Raw genomic sequence first — 14,346 nt, 5'->3', positions numbered from 1 at the left:
TCCGAACTCGCGATACACCTGAAGCACAGAGATTCAACTGTGGGAGGGGGCTTGCTCCCGATAAGGGAGTGTCAGTGAATGCATTTGTCATTGACCCACCCTTACCGGAGCAAGCCCCCTCCCACATTTTTTGACTGCATTCGATGCCGTCCTGCCGGCTAAAAATTTCCTCTCAGTTAAAAAACTTTCCAAAAAACGCTGGACGCCCCGCCCCTCCTCCCCTATAAAGCCATCTCAGGAATATATTATTCCTAACAAGAAAACGCGCTCAAGGAATGAGCCTGCTGTCCTCAGACATTTTCGCTATGCGATGAGCTGCCGCCATCACCCCGAGGACGTGTCATGCAACACGAGAAAAACCATTTCATCATCAAGGTCACCTGCCCCGCCGTGTCCGGCATCGTCGCTGCCGTCACCACCTACCTGGCGGACAACGCGTGCTATATCGGGGAGATGGCGCAGTTCGACGATGATTTCAGCGGCCGCTTTTTCATGCGTGCGGTGTTCCGTTTCAACGATGGGCATGAGGGCGACCTGCAACAGATCAAAGACGGTTTCGCCGAGGTCGCCCAAGCGTTCGACATGCAGTGGGAGCTGCACGACACCCGCGAGCCGATGCGCGTGATGCTGATGGTGAGCAAGTTCGACCACTGCTTAACCGACCTGCTCTACCGCTACCACAAGGGCGAGATGGACATGACGATCACCGCCATCGTCTCCAACCACCTCGACCTGCGGCCCATGGCCGAGCGCGAGGGTATTCGCTTTATCTATCTGCCGGTGTCCAGGGACAACAAAGCCGCGCAGGAAGCCGAGCTGATGAAGATCGTCGATGACACCCGCACCGAGCTGGTGGTGTTGGCGCGCTACATGCAGATCCTCTCCGACGACCTGTGCCGGCAACTGTCGGGGCGGGCGATCAATATTCATCATTCGTTCCTGCCCGGTTTCAAAGGCGCCAAGCCTTATCACCAGGCCTATCAGCGTGGGGTGAAGCTGATCGGTGCCACCGCGCACTATGTGACCCGCGACCTGGATGAGGGCCCGATCATCGAGCAGCAAGTGCAGCGCGTCGACCACGTGTACAAGCCCGACGATCTGGTCGCCATCGGCCGCGACACCGAAACCGTGGCCCTGTCCAAGGCGGTCAAGTACCACCTGGAGCACCGGGTGTTTCTCAATCAGGACAGAACGGTGGTGTTCCGGTGAGCGCGGCTAAACTGATTGATGGCAAAGCCGCGGCCGCTCGCGTGCTGCTGCAAGTGCGTGAAGACGTGGCGCGCCTGCTCGCGCAAGACATTCAACCGGCCCTGGCCGTGATCCTGGTGGGCAGCGACCCGGCCAGCCAGGTGTATGTGCGCAACAAGATCCTGCGCGCCGACGAGGTGGGCATCCGCTCCCTGGAACACCGTCTGCCCGGCGACACCAGCACCGAACAACTGCTGATCCTGATCGGCCAATTGAACACCAACCCGGCGATCCACGGCATCCTCCTGCAACTGCCTCTGCCGGCGCAGATCGACGAACTGCGCGCCCTGGAAGCCATCGCACCGCATAAGGACGTGGACGGTTTCCACAGCCAGAACGTCGGCGGTCTCAGCCAGGGTCGCGCGGTGCTCATGCCGTGCACGCCGAGCGGTTGCCTGTATCTGCTGGAGCAAACCTGCGGCGACCTGCGCGGGAAACACGCGGTGGTCATCGGCCGTTCGAACATTGTCGGCAAACCCATGGCCGCGCTGCTGCTCAAGGCCGATTGCTCGGTGACCGTGCTGCACTCACGCAGCCAGAACGCGCAGGCGCTGTGCCGACAGGCCGATATCGTGATCGCCGCCGTAGGCCGCGCCCGCTTGGTTGACGCGAGCTGGTTGAAGCCCGGCGCGGTGGTCATCGACGTGGGCATCAACCGCATCGACGACGACGGCCGCAGCCGCCTGGTGGGCGATGTCGACTTCGACAGCGCCCTGCCCCATGTCGCCGCCATTACCCCGGTGCCCGGTGGTGTCGGGCCGATGACCATTGCCTTCCTGATGAAAAACACCGTGGCCGCCGCCCTGGCGCAACACCACGCCCAACGCAGCCGATCGGAGGCCGTATGCCATTCAATCTATTGAAATATGGGCTGAGTTCGCAGTACCCGGTGGAAGTGGATCTGCCACCGCCCAAGGAACTCAAGGCCCGCTATGACGTAGTGATCATCGGCGCCGGTGGCCATGGCCTGGCCACCGCCTATTACCTGGCCAAGTACCACGGCATCACCAATATCGCGGTGCTGGAAAAGGCCTACCTGGGCGGCGGCAATACCGCGCGCAATACCGCAGTGATCCGTTCCAACTACCTCACCAGCGAGGGCGTTCGTTTCTACGCCGAGTCGGTAAAGATGTTCCAGGCGCTGTCCAACGAATTCGACTTCAACATCATGTATTCCGAGCGCGGCCAACTGACCCTGGCCCACACCGACGCTACCGTGCGTTCGTTCCGCCAGCGTGCCGAAGTGAACAAGCACTTCGGCGGGCGCACCGAGATGATCGACCGCCAGCAGATCCGCGAGCTGGTGCCCAGCCTCAACCTCGACCCCGGCCATTTGCCGGTGATCGCCGGGCTCTGGCATATCGACGGCGCCACCGCGCGCCACGATGCCGTGGCCTGGGGCTACGCCAAGCAGGCAGCCAAGCGCGGTGTGGAAATCCATCAACTCACCGAAGTGCAGGACCTGGTGATCGAAAACGGCGCTATCACCGCGGTGAAAACCAACCGCGGTACGATCCAGTGCGGCTGCGCGGTGCAGGCGATTGCCGGGCACAGTTCGTTGCTGATGGCCAAGGCCGGCATCCGCTCGCCGATTCAGACTTTCCCGTTGCAGGCGATGGTCACGCAGCCGTTCAAGCCGTTCCTTGACCCTCTGGTGAGTTCGTCGGCCCTGCACTGCTATGTGCAGCAAACCAGTCGCGGCGAAGTGGTATTTGGCGGCGGTTCCGACCCCTACCCGCTGTTCAACACGCGCTCCACCCTGGACCTGAAAGAAAGCCTGCTGGCCCATGCCATCGAAATGTTTCCGTTCCTGGCCAATACCAAGTTGATGCGCCAGTGGGCCGGGATCACCGACATGACCCCCGACTACAGCCCGATCATGGGCCTGTCGCCGGTGAAAAATTACTACCTCGACGCCGGCTGGGGCACCTGGGGTTTCAAGGCCACGCCGATCTGCGGCAAGACCATGGCCGAACTGGTCGCCAGCGGCGGCAAGGTGCCGGAGTTGATCAAGCCGTTTGGTCTGGAACGCTTCTCGACCTTCCAGCAAGTCAACGAAATGGGCGCCACAGCGGCCAGCCACTGACGGAGAGCAGACGATGAAAATCATGATGTGCCCGCTCAACGGGCCGCGCAATATCAGCGAATTCACCTACGGCGGCGAGTTCAAGCCGATGCCCGACCCGGTCAATTGCAGCGACGCCGAATGGGCCGACTACGTGTTCAACACCGACAACCTCGCCGGTGTGGTGCGCGAATGGTGGATGCACACACCCTCAAGCTACTGGTTCCTCGCCGAGCGCCACACGGTCACCGATGAGATCGTGCGCACCTTCGATCCCCGCGAAGTGTTCACCACCCGCGTCGACTTCAACACCGCCAAGGAGATCGCCGGATGAACCGCCTTCCCGCCCCCATGGGCTTGCTGATCCAGCGTGACCAGCCACTCGACTTCAGTTTTGACGGCCTGCCCTACCAAGGTTTGCAGGGCGACAGCATCGCCAGCGCCCTGCTCGCCAACGGACGCTTTCTGATGTCGCGCTCGTTCAAGTACCACCGTCCACGCGGCCCGTTGACCATGGCCGGCCAGGATGCCAACAGCCTGGTGCAACTGCCCCGGGAGCCCAATGTGTTGGCCGATGCCCACGCGCTGTCCGCCGGTTTGGCGGTGACTGCGCAGAACGTCAACGGCTCGCTGGATAACGACAGGGACGCCTACCTGGGCAAGTTTTCCAAATTCATGCCGGTGGGTTTTTACTACCGTTCGTTCTACAAGCCCAAGGGCATGTGGAAAGTCTGGGAGCCGATCATTCGCAAAAAGGCCGGCCTGGGCGTGCTCGACTTGTCCTTTGCGCCTGAGTATTACGACAAGGCCTACCTGTTTACCGACCTGGCGGTGATCGGTGCCGGACCGGCCGGGTTGCAGGCCGCGCTGTCTGCCGCGAATGCCGGGGCCAAGGTGCTGCTGATCGAACAGCAGCCGATCCTCGGCGGTTCGCTGACCTACGCACGCTTCGATATCGAAGGCACCCGTGCTGACCGTCTGCGCCACGAACTGAGCGACGCGGTGCAGCAACACGCCAATATCCAGGTGCTGACCGACGCCACCTGCAACGCCTGGTTTACCGACAACTACCTGCCGGTGATCCAGGGCAAACGCCTGTACAAAGTGCGTGCGCGCCAGTGCCTGGTGTGCAGCGGCTCGTTCGACCAGCCGGTGATTTTTCGCAACAACGACCTGCCGGGGGTGATGCTGACCAGCGCCGCGCAACGCCTGATGAAGCTCTATGCGGTCAAGCCGGGCAAACGTGCCGTGGTGCTTACCGGCAACGATGACGGCTACATGGCGGCCCTCGATCTGCATGACCAGGGCGTGGACGTGGCGGCCGTGATCGACTTGCGCCATGCCCCGGCGGACAGCGCCCTGCCTGCGGCCCTGGCCCGGCGCAAGATCCCGTGCCACACCAACAGCACGGTATTCGAGGCCCTGCATGAAAAAGGCCTGCGTCATGTGAAGGGCGTCGACGTGCGCCAGATCACCGGCCAGGGCCAGGTCAGCGCCAGCGCGCAGGTGATCGACTGCGACCTGCTGTGCATGTCGGCCGGCTACATGCCGGTGTATCAACTGCTGTGCCAGGCCGGCGGCAAGCTGGCGTATGACGACCGGCGCGCAGAGTTCAGTCTCAGTGGCCTGCCACGGAACCTGCGCGTGGCCGGCTCCGTGAACGGTCGGCACCAGTTGGACAACGTGCTGGCAGACGCCACCCATGCCGCCGCCGACAGTGTGCTCACCCTCGGCATGACCACTGCCAGCCCACCCGCGCCGCTGCGCAGTGAAGCCCAGGTCAACTTCAACTGGCCGATTTTTCCGCATCCCAAGGGCAAGGACTTCGTCGATTTTGACGAAGACCTGCAAGTGGCGGATATCGTCAACGCCACGCGCATCGGCTACCGCGATGTGCAGTTGGTCAAACGTTATTCCACCGTGGGCATGGGCCCGTCCCAGGGCCGCCATTCGGCGCTGCCCACCGCGCGGCTGGTGGCCTGGGCGACCCAACGCAATATCAGTGAAACCGGAGTCACCACCGCGCGGCCGCCATTCGTCGCGGAGAAACTCGCGCATGTGGCCGGGCGGGCCTTCGATCCCTACCGGCAAACACCGATGCACGCGCGCCACGTGCAGGCCGGCGCGAAAATGATGCCCGCCGGTATCTGGCAGCGCCCGGCGTATTACGGCAAGGCCCAGCACCGCGAGGCGTGCATGCAGGCCGAAGCGCTGCATGTGCGCAACAAGGTCGGGCTGATCGACGTCTCGACCCTCGGCGGCCTCGACGTGCGCGGCCCCGACGCCGCCGAATTGCTCAACCGGATGTACACCTTTGCGTTCATCAAGCAACCCGTGGGCCGTTCGCGTTATGCGCTGATGACCAACGAACACGGCGTGGTGATCGACGACGGCGTGTGCGCACGGCTGGCCGACAACCATTTCTACGTCACCGCCACCACCAGCGGCGTCGACCGCATCTACCAGCAGATGCTCAAGTGGAACGCGCAATGGCGCCTGGACGTCGACGTCACCAACGTCACGGCGGCGATCTGCGCGGTGAACGTGGCCGGACCGGACTCGCGCAAGGTGCTCGAGCAGGTCTGCGGCGACCTCGACCTGAGCGCCGAAGGTTTCCCTTACCTCGGCGTACGCCAGGGTACGGTCGCGGGGATCAAGGCGCGTCTGCTGCGGGTCGGGTTCGTCGGCGAGCTGGGCTATGAAATCCACGTTTGCGCGCGCCACGGCCTGGCGCTGTGGGACGCGCTGATGGCAGCCGGCAAGGCCTTCGACATTCGCCCCTTCGGCGTCGAAACCCAACGCCTGCTGCGCCTGGAAAAAGGTCACGTGATCATCAGCCAGGACACCGACGGCATGACCCACCCGGCAGAAATCGACATGGGCTGGGCGGTGAGCCGCAACAAGCCGTTTTTCGTCGGCCGACGCTCGGTGGACATCCTCGAAGCCCAACCGCTGAAGCGCAAACTGGTGGGTTTCACCTTGCCCAAGGGCAGCGTGCAACCGCTGGAAGGTCACTTGGTGCTCAACGGCCCGGACATCAGCGGCAACGTCACCTCCTGCGAATACTCCACGACCCTGGGCCGCATCATCGGCCTGGCCTATGCCGGGGTCGAGCAAAGCACACCGGGGCAGCGCATTCCGATTCGTGTCGAGGGCGGCATCGTCGTCCAGGCCGAAGTGGTGCAACTGCCGTTCTTCGACCCCGCCAACACCCGCCAGGAGGGTTAACCCATGACCAGTCTGAAAGCCCACGACCTGATCACGCCGTGCCGCCTGATCGACCAGACCGACCTGCCCCGGGTCGGCTTTCGCGGCGCGCACAGCGCCGAGTACCTCGGCGCGCGCGGCTTCACCCTGCCCGAAGCGCCCAACCGCGCCGTCGCCCAGGCCGACGGCAGTTGGGTGGCGCGCCTGTCGCAGAACGAATACCTCGTACTGGGCAGCCCCCAAGACCACGGCCAACGGATCGCGGATGAAGAAGCACGTTGGGAACTGGACCACCGCGCCAACTACCTGCTGCCACGACAGGACAGCCATGCTTGCGTGCTGCTCAGCGGCGGCGTGATTGCGCAGGTAATGGCAAAGCTGTGTGGCGTTGACTTGAGCGCCCCGGCCTTCAAGCCGGGGATGGTGGCGCAAACCTCGGTGGCGCGGGTCAATGCGATTGTCATCCACACCGGCACTGTGGAGATGCCGGCGTTGCATATCCTGTGGGACCGCGCCTCGAGGGCATACTTCGAGGGCGCATTGCATGATGCGTTGGAGGAGTTTGCGGGAATGGGTCAGTCGGTGTAGCCCAACCGCCCCGCCCCGACCTTCCGGGTGTGTTGACGTGTCGCCAGGCAGTAATACAGCGGGCACGTCACCACCAACCCCACCAGCCACGACAGGTCCGCGCCTTCCACCAGATTGGCCCACGGCCCCACATACAGCGACGTATTGGCAAACGGCAACTGCACAATGATGCCGATGAAATACGCCACGATCGCATGCAGGTTAAAGCGCCCATACACACCGCCATCCGCCTGGAAGATCGAAGCGATGTCATAGACGCCGCGCTTGATGACATAGAAGTCGATCAGGTTGATCGACGCCCATGGCACCAGCACCAGCAACAGCGCGAGGATCAGGCCGATGAACTGCGAGATGAAGTCCGCCGAAGCGCCCAGCGCCACCACGCAGCAACCGGCAAGGATCAGGCCCGACAACATCACGCGCACTTTGATACTGGGCGTCCAGTGGCTGGCGAAGGTCTGGATCGAGGTGACGATCGACAGCACCGCACCGTACAGATTCAAGGCGTTGTGGCTGATGATATTGAGCAGAAACAGCACCATCAGGATCGGCCCCAGCCAGCCGGTGGCCTGCTTCACCGCTGCCATGGCTTCGGTGCCCTCGGGTGTGGCCAGGGCGGCGACCAGGCCGAAGGCGAAGGACAACAGGGTGCCGAGGGTCGCGCCCAGATAGGTGGCAAGAAACGGCCGCGTGATGCCGATATCCGCTGGCAGGTAACGCGAGTAGTCGCTGGTGTAAGGCGAAAAGCTGATCTGCCAGATCACGCCAAGGGACACGGTGGCCAGCCAACCGGCTGCGTTGAAGCCGCCGCGGCTGAAAAAATCCGCTGGCAGGTCATGGGCAAAGATGTAGGTAAATCCCGCCAACAACGCGCTGCCCATGACCCAGGTACCGATGCGGTTCAAGCTATGGATAAAGCGGTAACCGATCACGCCGATGGCCGTAGCGCTGAGGGCGCCGATCAGGATACTCGCCGGCACCGGTACCGACGGCACGATGCCGACGATGGATTTACCGGCCAGCACGATGTTGGAAATAAAGAAGCCGATATAGATCAGCGCGGCAAAAAACACGATCAGCAAAGCGCCGTAACGACCAAACTGGCCACGGCTCTGCACCATCTGCGGAATGCCCATGCGCGGCCCCTGGGCCGAGGCAAGGGCAATCACGATACCGCCGAGCAGGTGCCCGAGGGCAATCGCCAGCAGCCCCCAGGCCAGATTGAGATGGAACACCTGGGCCACCATGGCGCCGGTCACAATCGGCAGCGGCGCGATATTGGTGCTGAACCATAAAGTGAACAGATCGCGGGCCTTTCCATGGCGTTCCGCGAGGGGGACATAATCGACTGTATGATGCTCGATCAGGGGGTCTTGCCGGGACATCTGGGGCATGGAAATGAACTCGCGCTTGTCTGATCTTATAGTTGTTTGACGCCAAACCGGAGGAGCCTTTTAATCGCTCCTCAGATGAACACCATATTATGGTATTCCAACATTTTCACAAGACTGAACCGTTGGTTTTACCGGCAGCTCATCCGGTTCCCTGCCGTCATGACGCCCCGCCCATCCCGCTAAAAACCCCGTAATCATTGAGCATTGAGCCCGGAAAAGACGTTTATCGGCTGTGTAAAAAAGCGCTTGCAAGCTGTGTATTACGGTATACCATCATACCTACAAATTGATAAAAACCGTTTCACCGCAGAGGACCGTCACATGATCGATGCCGCCATCTACAAACAAGTGATGGGTTCGTTTCCGTCCGGAGTCACCGTGATCACCACGCTCGATGACGACGGGCAGATCGTCGGTCTCACCGCCAGCGCCTTCAGCTCGTTGTCCATGGACCCGGCCCTGGTGCTGTTCTGCCCCAATTACAGCTCCGACTCCTACCCGATTCTGATCAAGAACAAGCGCTTTGCCATCCACGTCCTGTCGGGCGGGCAGCAAAGCGAGGCCTATGCGTTTGCGCGCAAGGGCAAGGACAAGGCGCAGGGCATCGAATGGACACTCAGCGCGCTGGGCAACCCGATCCTGGCGAATGCCACGGCGGTGATCGAATGCGAGCTGTGGCGTGAATATGAAGGCGGCGACCACGCGATCATGGTCGGCTCGGTGAAGAACCTGATCGTGCCGGAACAGGCCAATGGGCCCTTGGTCTATTGCCACGGCAAAATGGGCGCCCTGCCCGTGCCTGCCTGACCCTCCCTGCAAATCCGGTATTTGCGCAAAATAACAACAGATTAGAGGTAAGCATCATGAAGTTTTCGCTGTTCGTGCACATGGAGCGCTGGGACGAAAGTGTCAGCCATCGTCAGTTGTTCGAAGACTTGACCGAACTGACCCTGATGGCCGAGGCCGGCGGTTTCAGCACCGTGTGGATTGGCGAACATCACGCCATGGAATACACCATCTCGCCAAGCCCGATGCCGCTGTTGGCTTACCTCGCAGCCAAGACCACTACGATTCATCTGGGCGCCGGCACCATCATCGCGCCGTTCTGGCACCCGCTGCGGGTGGCGGGCGAATGCGCCTTGCTCGACGTGATCAGCAACGGGCGCATGGAAGTCGGCCTGGCTCGCGGCGCGTACCAGGTGGAATTTGATCGCATGGCCGGCGGCATGCCCGCCTCCAGCGGCGGCCAGGCCCTGCGTGAAATGGTGCCGGTGGTCCGTGCACTGTGGCAGGGTGACTACGCCCACGACGGCGATATCTGGAAATTCCCCACCTCCACCAGCGTGCCCAAGCCGATCCAGCAACCCAACCCGCCGATGTGGATCGCCGCCCGCGACCCGGACTCGCATAACTTCGCGGTGGCCAACGGCTGCAATGTGATGGTCACGCCGTTGATGAAGGGCGATGAAGAAGTCCTCGACCTGAAAAACAAATTCCAGGCGGCCCTCGACAACAACCCGGACGTACCGCGCCCGCAACTGATGGTGCTGCGCCACACCCACGTGCATGCGGCCGATGACCCGGACGGCTGGAAAGTGGGGGCCAAGGCGATCTCGAAGTTCTATCGCACCTTCGATGCCTGGTTCGGTAACAAAGAAGTGCCGGTCAACGGCTTCCTGGCGCCAAGCCCGGAAGAGAAGTTCGCCGCACGTCCTGAGTTCGAACTGGAGAGCCTGCACAAGACCGCGATGATCGGCACCGCCGCCGAAATCATCCCGCGCATCCAGTACTACCAGGAACTGGGGGTGGATGAGTTCAGCTTCTGGTGCGACAACAGCTTGCCCCATGCGGAAAAGAAGAAGTCGTTGAAGTTGTTTATCGAGCAGGTGGTGCCGGCGTTTCGTTGATTGATACCGCATCAAAGGTGGGAGGGGCGGTGCGACGACTCGACTTGCCCCCTCCCACATTTTGATCTCAGCGCGTCCATGCTCGCCTCAACCCATTAACGCAGCATCTGTAATTGTCTATTGCGACAGCATAATGTACTAACTGGTTACTTATCTTGCTAACATCGCGTCTTTGCCCTCTCTCACTCGAGTCCTTTCGATATGAAACGAGCATCGCGCGCCGCTGGCGTCTCTAGATTCCTCCTCCTGGGCCTGGGCGTTGTCGTCGCCCTGCTCGGCCTTGCGCTGGCCGTGGGCGGCGCCAAGCTGGTCAGCCTGGGAGGTTCGTGGTACTTCCTGATCGGCGGCGTGACCATGGCGGTTGCCGGCCTGTTGATTGCCCGGCGCAAACCCGCCGGTGCGTGGTTGTTTGCCGCGTTCCTGGTCGGCACGGCTGTCTGGGCGGTGGCGGATGTAGGCTTGGTGTTCTGGCCGCTGTTCTCGCGACTGTTCATGTTTGCGGTCATCGGCCTGGTGGTGGCGCTGGTGTACCCGCTGCTGGTCGGCAAACCGGCACGCGGTGCCTATGGCGTCGCCGCTGTATTGGCGGTGGGCGTGGGGGTTGCGGCGGGCAATATGTTTGTCGCCCACCCAAGCGTCGCCCCGACGGGTGCAGGCCCGGGTGTGACGCCGGTAGTCGCGGCCGACGCGCAGAAAGACTGGGCGCACTACGGCAATACCGAAGGCGGCAGCCGCTTCGCGGCGCTGGACCAGATAAACCGCAACAACGTCGACAAGCTCAAAGTGGCCTGGACCTACCGCACCGGCGACGTGGCCATCAGCGACGGCAACGGTGCCGAAGACCAACTCACGCCGCTGCAGATCGGCAACAAAGTGTTCATCTGCACCCCGCACAACAACCTGATCGCCCTGGACGCCGACACCGGCAAAGAGCTGTGGAAGAACCCGATCAACGCTAAATCGGCGGTGTGGCAGCGTTGCCGGGGCATGGCGTATTTCGACGCCACCGCGCCGATTGCCCAACCGACCCAGCCGAACAGCTCGCCCATCATCGCCGCCAGTGTCCCCGCCGGCGCGCAGTGCCAGCGTCGCTTGCTGACCAACACCATCGATGCACGCCTGATCGCGGTGGACGCCGACACCGGCCAATTCTGCGAAGACTTCGGCAACCATGGCCAAGTTGATTTGAAAGCCGGCCTGGGCAATGTGCCGGACAGCTACTACCAACTGTCCTCCGCCCCACTGATCGCCGGTACTACCGTGGTGGTCGGCGGTCGCGTTGCGGATAATGTGCAAGCCGACATGCCGGGCGGCGTAATCCGTGGCTTTGACGTGATCAGCGGCCAGATGCGCTGGGCCTTTGACCCAGGCAACCCACAAGCCAAACAGGCCCCCACCGGCGACAGCACCTACGTGCGCAGCACGCCCAACAGCTGGGCACCGATGTCCTACGACCCGCTGATGAATACGGTCTTCTTGCCGATGGGCAGCTCCTCCACCGATATCTACGGTGTGGAACGCACCGCGCTCGACCACCGATACGGCGCCTCGGTGCTGGCATTGGATGCCTCCACCGGTGCCGAAAAGTGGGTGTACCAGACCGTCCACAATGACCTGTGGGACTTCGACTTGCCGATGCAGCCGAGCCTGATCGACTTCACCCCGCCGGGCAGCGACAAGGCTGTACCTGCGCTAGTGATCGGCACCAAGGCCGGGCAGATCTATGTACTCGACCGCGCCACCGGCAAACCGCTGACCGAGGTCAAGGACGTAGCGGTCAAGGCCGCCAATATCCCCAACGAGCCCTACTCGCCAACCCAGCCGAAATCGGTGGGCATGCCGCAGATCGGCGCGCAGACCCTGAGCGAGTCGGACATGTGGGGCGCCACGCCGTACGACCAGTTGCTGTGCCGCATCGACTTCAAAGGCATGCGCTACGACGGCCTGTACACCGCGCCGGGCACCGATAAATCCCTGAGTTTCCCAGGGTCGCTGGGCGGCATGAACTGGGGCAGTATCTCCACCGACCCGGTGCACGGCTTTATCTTCGTCAACGACATGCGCCTGGGCCTGTGGATCCAGATGATCCCGTCGCAGAACAAGGCCCAGGCCGCGTCTGGTGGCGAGGCGCTGAACACCGGCATGGGCGCGGTACCGCTCAAGGGCACGCCGTATGCGGTGAACAAAAACCGCTTCCTGTCCGTGGCCGGCATCCCCTGCCAGGCGCCGCCGTTCGGCACCCTGACCGCCATCGACATGAAAACCCGGAAGGTCGCCTGGCAAGTGCCGGTCGGCACCGTTGAAGACACCGGCCCCCTGGGCATCCGCATGCACCTGCCGATCAAGATCGGCCTGCCGACCCTCGGCGGCACCCTGTCGACCCAGGGCGGCCTGATCTTCATTGCCGGCACCCAGGACTTCTACCTGCGCGCCTTCAACAGCGGCAACGGTGATGAAGTGTGGAAAGCCCGCCTGCCGGTGGGCAGCCAGGGCGGCCCGATGACCTACGTGTCACCGAAAACCGGCAAGCAGTATGTGGTGATCACTGCCGGCGGCGCGCGCCAGTCCACTGACCGTGGTGACTACGTGGTCGCTTACGCCTTGCCATGACTGCGTTGGCGCGATGCTGCGGCATCGCGCCTTCCTGGTCCGCCTCAATGACACGCAGCGCCCTGCTGATACTCGCGCGGCGTACAACCAAACTCGCGGCGAAACACCGTGTGCAGGTACTGCGCCGACTTGAAACCACACTGCTGGGCAATATCGGCAATCGCCAAATCGCCGTGTTGCAGCCCATTGGCCGCCGCCGCCAGTTTGAACCTCAGAATCTCATCATGCACGCTGCAGCCGCGCACCTTGCGAAAGTGCGACTCCAACGACGAACGCGACACGCCGACATAGGCCGCCACCTGGTCGGTCTTGATGCCTTGGCAGGCGTACTGCCGGATAAACAGCAACGCCTGCATCACGTAGGGATTGCCCAAGGGTTGATGCAAGCTGGAGGCCTGCACATTGATCGCCTCTGGCGGCACCAGGATCTGCTCGCCTGTGCAGGGCTTGCCGTGCAGCATCTGATGCAACAGCGCGGCGGCGGTGCGGCCCATGGTTTCGGTGCCCTGGATCACCGAACTCAAGGGGACGCGCGTGAGGGTGCGAGTCAGCGGGTCGTTGTCGATACCGATCAACGCCACCTGCTCCGGCACGGCGATACCGGCCGTGAGGCAGGCTTGCAGCAACTGCCGGGCGCGGGCGTCGGTGACGGCGATGATGCCGATGGGTTTGGGCAAACTTTCCAGCCAGGCGATTTGCTGCTCCACCGCGCTGTCCCACATCGGCGCGCTGGTGCCCAGCCCGCGATAGATCTGCACCTGCAAGCCATCGCGCTGCATCAGGTGGCGAAAGGCTTTTTCGCGCTCCTGGGCCCAGCGATTGGCCTGGGCTTCGGGCAGGCTGAAACAGGCAAAACGCGTGAGCCCGGCCTCGATCAAATGCTCGTAGGCCAACTTCATCAGCCCGTAATTGTCGGTTGCCACGTAGGGAATGCCCTGGGGATAGGCGCGCGCATCCTCATAGGAGCCGCCCACCGCCACCACCGGCAACTGGCTGCCGGCCAACGCCTCGCCGATCAGCGGGTCGTCGAAGTCGGCAATGATGCCGTCGCCCTGCCAGCGCTCGATCCCCCGCAGGCGGCACAGAAAGTCTTCCTCCAGGAACAAGTCCCACGACGCGCGGGTGCTGCTCAGGTAGTTACCGATACCGGCGATGATGCCGCGGTCGTAGATTTTGCTGCCGTTGAAAAGCAGCGCGATGCGGTGGACGGGCGGTAGGGTTTTCATTGTTTTTATCCTGGGGCCGGTCTTCCAAGACTAGCCCCCGCTACTCAAAATCGCACGCTCCTTTGGTGATTTTCATAATCAGCAGCCTCACCGCCGTTGCT

At 62.4% G+C, this 14,346-nt stretch carries 11 protein-coding genes; 9 read left to right on the top strand and 2 right to left on the bottom strand.

Annotation, left to right across the window (positions count from 1 at the left end):
• Positions 1-342: 342 nt before the first annotated feature.
• Genes purU through PSH66_RS12630 form a run of 6 tightly spaced genes read left to right on the top strand, consistent with a single transcriptional unit; the run spans position 343 to position 7,108 of the window.
• Positions 343-1,209 (top strand): formyltetrahydrofolate deformylase, encoded by an 867-nt coding sequence (gene purU / locus PSH66_RS12655; protein ID WP_003173311.1) that lies wholly within the window; start codon positions 343-345, stop codon positions 1,207-1,209.
• Positions 1,206-2,111 carry a bifunctional methylenetetrahydrofolate dehydrogenase/methenyltetrahydrofolate cyclohydrolase FolD gene (folD, locus tag PSH66_RS12650; protein ID WP_003173310.1) on the top strand — a complete coding sequence of 302 codons (906 nt, stop codon included), beginning with the start codon at positions 1,206-1,208 and terminating at the stop codon, positions 2,109-2,111. Before purU ends, folD begins: the two co-directional genes overlap by 4 nt.
• Complete coding sequence (locus PSH66_RS12645; protein WP_305429245.1) at positions 2,093-3,334, top strand: FAD-dependent oxidoreductase; 1,242 nt, start codon at positions 2,093-2,095, stop codon at positions 3,332-3,334. Before folD ends, PSH66_RS12645 begins: the two co-directional genes overlap by 19 nt.
• Before the next feature lie 13 nt (positions 3,335-3,347).
• Positions 3,348-3,647 (top strand): sarcosine oxidase subunit delta, encoded by a 300-nt coding sequence (locus PSH66_RS12640; RefSeq protein WP_003173308.1) that lies wholly within the window; start codon positions 3,348-3,350, stop codon positions 3,645-3,647.
• A complete protein-coding gene (locus PSH66_RS12635) occupies positions 3,644-6,541 on the top strand; it encodes a 2Fe-2S iron-sulfur cluster-binding protein (RefSeq protein WP_305429243.1) in 2,898 nt (965 codons plus the stop codon). Before PSH66_RS12640 ends, PSH66_RS12635 begins: the two co-directional genes overlap by 4 nt.
• A 3-nt stretch (positions 6,542-6,544) precedes the next feature.
• Positions 6,545-7,108: a sarcosine oxidase subunit gamma gene (locus PSH66_RS12630; protein WP_305429241.1), complete on the top strand. Its 564-nt coding sequence runs from the start codon at positions 6,545-6,547 to the stop codon at positions 7,106-7,108.
• Here the strand turns inward: PSH66_RS12630 and PSH66_RS12625 are convergent.
• On the bottom strand, positions 7,096-8,502 hold the full coding sequence (locus PSH66_RS12625; RefSeq protein ID WP_003173305.1) for a cytosine permease: 1,407 nt from the start codon (positions 8,500-8,502) through the stop codon (positions 7,096-7,098). The genes PSH66_RS12630 and PSH66_RS12625 overlap by 13 nt on opposite strands.
• 321 nt (positions 8,503-8,823) lie before the next feature.
• Here PSH66_RS12625 and PSH66_RS12620 point away from each other — a divergent pair, with 321 nt between their 5' ends.
• The 3 genes from PSH66_RS12620 (at position 8,824) to PSH66_RS12610 (ending at position 13,019) form a co-directional block, all read left to right on the top strand.
• Positions 8,824-9,309, top strand: coding sequence for a flavin reductase family protein (locus tag PSH66_RS12620; protein WP_003173304.1), 486 nt, complete (start codon positions 8,824-8,826; stop codon positions 9,307-9,309).
• A 56-nt stretch (positions 9,310-9,365) separates the two neighbouring features.
• Positions 9,366-10,409, top strand: a complete 1,044-nt coding sequence (locus PSH66_RS12615; RefSeq protein ID WP_305429239.1) for an LLM class flavin-dependent oxidoreductase — start codon at positions 9,366-9,368, stop codon at positions 10,407-10,409.
• 201 nt (positions 10,410-10,610) lie between these two features.
• Positions 10,611-13,019, top strand: coding sequence for a glucose/quinate/shikimate family membrane-bound PQQ-dependent dehydrogenase (locus PSH66_RS12610; protein ID WP_305429238.1), 2,409 nt, complete (start codon positions 10,611-10,613; stop codon positions 13,017-13,019).
• 44 nt (positions 13,020-13,063) lie between these two features.
• Here the strand turns inward: PSH66_RS12610 and PSH66_RS12605 are convergent, their stop codons facing one another.
• Complete coding sequence (locus PSH66_RS12605) at positions 13,064-14,245, bottom strand: XylR family transcriptional regulator (RefSeq protein ID WP_141064196.1); 1,182 nt, start codon at positions 14,243-14,245, stop codon at positions 13,064-13,066.
• Positions 14,246-14,346: the final 101 nt, after the last annotated feature.

Origin of the sequence: Pseudomonas sp. FP597 (genome assembly GCF_030687435.1) — a bacterium.
GTDB lineage: Bacteria > Pseudomonadota > Gammaproteobacteria > Pseudomonadales > Pseudomonadaceae > Aquipseudomonas > Aquipseudomonas lactucae.
The sequence above is the reverse complement of the archived record's forward strand: the minus strand, read 5'-3'. Positions and strand labels throughout refer to the sequence as shown.

Coding starts and splice junctions, on each gene's coding strand:
- PSH66_RS12625 (WP_003173305.1), bottom strand. CDS start 8,502: ATGCCCCAGATGTCCCGGCAAGACCCCCTGATCGAGCATCATACAGTC.
- PSH66_RS12640 (WP_003173308.1), top strand. CDS start 3,348: ATGAAAATCATGATGTGCCCGCTCAACGGGCCGCGCAATATCAGCGAA.
- PSH66_RS12635 (WP_305429243.1), top strand. CDS start 3,644: ATGAACCGCCTTCCCGCCCCCATGGGCTTGCTGATCCAGCGTGACCAG.
- PSH66_RS12620 (WP_003173304.1), top strand. CDS start 8,824: ATGATCGATGCCGCCATCTACAAACAAGTGATGGGTTCGTTTCCGTCC.
- PSH66_RS12645 (WP_305429245.1), top strand. CDS start 2,093: ATGCCATTCAATCTATTGAAATATGGGCTGAGTTCGCAGTACCCGGTG.
- PSH66_RS12630 (WP_305429241.1), top strand. CDS start 6,545: ATGACCAGTCTGAAAGCCCACGACCTGATCACGCCGTGCCGCCTGATC.
- PSH66_RS12610 (WP_305429238.1), top strand. CDS start 10,611: ATGAAACGAGCATCGCGCGCCGCTGGCGTCTCTAGATTCCTCCTCCTG.
- purU (WP_003173311.1), top strand. CDS start 343: ATGCAACACGAGAAAAACCATTTCATCATCAAGGTCACCTGCCCCGCC.
- PSH66_RS12615 (WP_305429239.1), top strand. CDS start 9,366: ATGAAGTTTTCGCTGTTCGTGCACATGGAGCGCTGGGACGAAAGTGTC.
- PSH66_RS12605 (WP_141064196.1), bottom strand. CDS start 14,245: ATGAAAACCCTACCGCCCGTCCACCGCATCGCGCTGCTTTTCAACGGC.